General features: G+C 68.8%; 3 protein-coding genes. 1 reads left to right on the top strand and 2 read right to left on the bottom strand.

Annotated elements, in window-relative coordinates:
- On the top strand, positions 1-203 hold a 203-nt coding region (locus tag KJ554_05170), incomplete at its 5' end, for a hypothetical protein (protein MBU0741730.1).
- Here KJ554_05170 and KJ554_05165 read toward each other — a convergent pair.
- Together KJ554_05165 and KJ554_05160 are read right to left on the bottom strand one after the other, a co-directional pair.
- Entirely contained in the window at positions 173-1345 is a 1173-nt protein-coding gene (locus KJ554_05165; GenBank protein ID MBU0741729.1) for a hypothetical protein, read from the bottom strand. The genes KJ554_05170 and KJ554_05165 overlap by 31 nt on opposite strands.
- A 1-nt stretch (position 1346) precedes the next feature.
- Positions 1347-3291, bottom strand: a 1945-nt coding sequence (locus KJ554_05160; protein ID MBU0741728.1) for a TonB-dependent receptor, incomplete at its 5' end; no start/stop codon positions are given.

The raw sequence follows: 3291 nt of genomic DNA, 5'->3' as shown, positions 1-3291 counted from the left end.
GGGGGTTGCACGCGGCGTCGGCCGGGTGGGGCATCGTCCTGGGTCTGGTCGGCCTGTTCCTGGCGGGGCTGGCCGAGACGGGGCTCGGCGCGCGGACGACGCCGTTGCTGGCGGTGGCGATTTCGGTGGCGGGGATGGTCGTCTTCGCCGGGTACTCCAGCGGCGACCCGGATCAGGGCTCCACGAACGCGAACTCGCTGTAGACCAGGTTCGCGCCGGGAGCGAACGCGTAGCCGCGCCATTCCATCCGCACGTCGCGCATGCAGGTCGCGACGCGATAACCCAGATGGCCGGGATGCGCCGGCGGGAGCAGGCGCACCCATCTGTCCAGGTCGTCCATCTCCGCCTCGTCGCCGTCGTCCCGGACGAAGAGCGGACGGTCCACACCGGGATCGTCCAGGTTGTAGTGGTACCAGTGCAGGTTGAACTTCTCGAGCCGGATGTCGGCGTCGAAGGGCGACGTGTAATCCTGCAGGTAGACCTCGCTGTCCAGGTAGTAGGTCCAGTCCGCGTGCAGGGGAATCTCGACCAGATCGCCGTACCATCCCTCGGCCGTCAGCCCGAAAGTCAGCACATCTTGCCCGTAGGAGAACAGATCCTCGTACGCGACGTCCGGATACGGCGCCGCCCGGATGTACGTCCTGGTGATCCGGGGGTTCTGGTTGACGTTCACGGACTCGAGGTTGCTGCTGTAGCGCACGGTGAGGTTCTTGGTCACGTCCACCCGCACGGCGCCGTCGATCCCGGCCCGGAAACGGATCTCGCACGCGAAGAGGTCGCCGAGCCGGCCCCACATGGCCCTGATGTTGTCGTCGACGACGTACTCCCATGAAACCTGGCCCGCGGCGGTCAGGGCCAGACGCAGGTCGAGCTCCGTCTTCGAGAGCGGGTCGTCTTCCGCCAGGTCCAGCAGCGGCCGCGCCAGCGCCAGGAGCAGCTCGTCGGTGATCACCTCGGGCTGGCTGCTGGCGCGCAGCAGGGCTTCGTCTGGTACCGTGTAGGTGAAGGCCTGGGTGCAGAAGCCGTACGCGTCGCTCTGGGGCGGGTTGACCAGGCCGTCCAGCTCGACGATGTCCCGCTCCACCTCGTCGGCCTCGTAAAGGCCCAGGTCGTAGTCCAGCGACACCCGCCAGGAGACGTCGTGCCGGTCGGGCTCGGGCTCGTAGTAGTGCAGCGTGACGGTCACCGTCTCGCCCGGCGCGGCCTCCGGCGGCTCGCACACGATGGCGAAGGGGCGCGTCTTGCGGCCGCCCGCGACGTCCATCTCCTCGCCGGGGAAGGTCGTGTCGCAGCCGGCCAGCGGCAGGAGCAACGGGGCGAACAGCAGCAGCAGCGCGTGGCGCATCTCAGAACTCCACCTTCAGGCCCAGGGCCGGCAGGATGATCCAGCCGTACTCCTTGCGCTTGGAATAGTCGTAGTTGTAGACGTAGCCCTCGGGGCTGTTGTAGACGAAGTAGTTGGCGTTCTGCACGTCCAGGTAGACCGCCCAGTCGGCCCCCCAGCCGCCGAAGCGCCTTTCCACCCGCGTGTCCAGCCGGACGTACGGCTCCAGGCGGTCGGAGAGGTAGGCGCCCGCCACCGGCACGTAGCTGCCCGTGTCGCCGTCGAATTCGTAGTAGTCGCCCGCGTAGCTGCGCAGGGGGGTGGTCGGGTTGCCCGAGACGAACTGCAGCCGGCCGCCGACGGTCCACCGTTCGTTCAGGGTCCACGAGCCGACCGCCTCCAGGTGGTGGGTCTGGTCCAGTTCGTAGGAAACCCAGTCGTCCGGGCTCCAGTCCTCGAGGTCGATGCTGGGGCTGCGGGCGTAGCGCCGCTCGCTGCGGGACAGGCTGTAGGCGAGCCACCCGAAAAACCTGTCTGTGGGGTGGTAGCGGACCATCATCTCCAGGCCGAACATCCTGCCGTCGGCGTCGGGCAGGAAGTTCAGGTCCAGGCTGTCGGCGAAGACGGGGATCTGGCGCTGGGTGTTGTAGTAGGCCTCGAGCTTGGCGCTGACGCGACGGCTGACGCGCCACTCGTCGCCCAGGGTGAGGTGGGTGGCGAGGGTCGGCGGCAGGGCGGGATTGCCGTAGACCGGGTCGGTGGAATGTCCGATGGGCTGCGGCCCCTGGTTGTAGGTGCCCGCGGCCGCGGTCAGCGTGTGGGACTCGTCCAGGTCGTAGCGTCCGGTCAGGCGGAAGCTGGGTTTCCCCTCGTCCAGGTGGCGGTAGTGGTCGTAGCGCGCGCCCGGCACCAGCAGCAGGCGGTCGTGCAGGCGCAGCTCGGCGTTCGCGTAGGCGGCGTGGTCGGAGAAGGTCATGGCCGCCAGGGAGGCGGGCCAGCCGACGACCTCCACCTCGTAGTCCACCGGCGCCCACACCATGTCCACGCCGAGCCGGGTCTTCACGCGGTCGGACGGGCGCCAGCTCAGCTCGTCGCGCACCGCGTAGAGGGGCACGTCGGATTCGAACCTGAAGAAGCCGAAGACGTGGCCGCTCTCGCTGGAGTTTCCGCAGCAGGCGCGCAGCTCGTTGTGCAGGTCGGGACCGATGTCCCGGTCCCAGCCCAGGATGAAGCGGTCGAAGTAGAGGTCCATGTCGATGGCGTCGATGGCCTCGGTCACGTCGCTGCTGCCCTCGGATTCGTCGGGGAAGATCAGCTCCATGCGGTCCTTGGCCGCGAAGACGGTCAGGAACAGGTGGTCGTCGGCACCGGCCCACCAGTCCAGCCGGCCCACCAGGTCCCAGTAGTAGGGCACCACGGCCATGCGCACGTCGTCCGTCCCGGACAGCGCCGCGTCGAGCACCTCGCCGGCGTAGCTGCGGCGGGCGTTGATCAACAGCGCGAAGTCGTCGCCCAGCGGTCCTTCGGCCAGGATCGACGAATCGAGCAGGCTCACGTCGACCGCGCGCCGCCAGCGGCCCGCGCGGCCGGGCCGTCCCTTCACCTCGATCACGCCGCCCACGCAGCCGCCGTAGCGCGTGTTGAAGCCGCCCGGGTACAGGTCGACGCTGGCCAGGGACAGGGTGTTGTAGGTGGATTTGACGCCCCCGTAGTGGAAGAGCAGCGGGATGTCGATGCCGTCCAGGTAGTAGCGGGTGTCGAACTGGCCGCTGCCGCGCACGATGATCGCGCCCTGGTCGAACATGCCCGGACGCGCCACCCCGGGCAGCGCCTGCACGCTCTTGATCGCGTCGCCCCCGAAACCGGGCAGCACGCGGATCTCCTCGCGGCTGAGCGCCCGGCGCGTGACCTCGCGCTCCGGCAGTCGTTCGGTGACCACGAGGTCGTCGAGGACGTAGCCAGATCGG

The organism is bacterium, assembly GCA_018814885.1.
Taxonomy (GTDB): Bacteria; Krumholzibacteriota; Krumholzibacteriia; order LZORAL124-64-63; family LZORAL124-64-63; genus JAHIYU01.
This window is presented reverse-complemented; position numbering and strand designations above follow the sequence as displayed.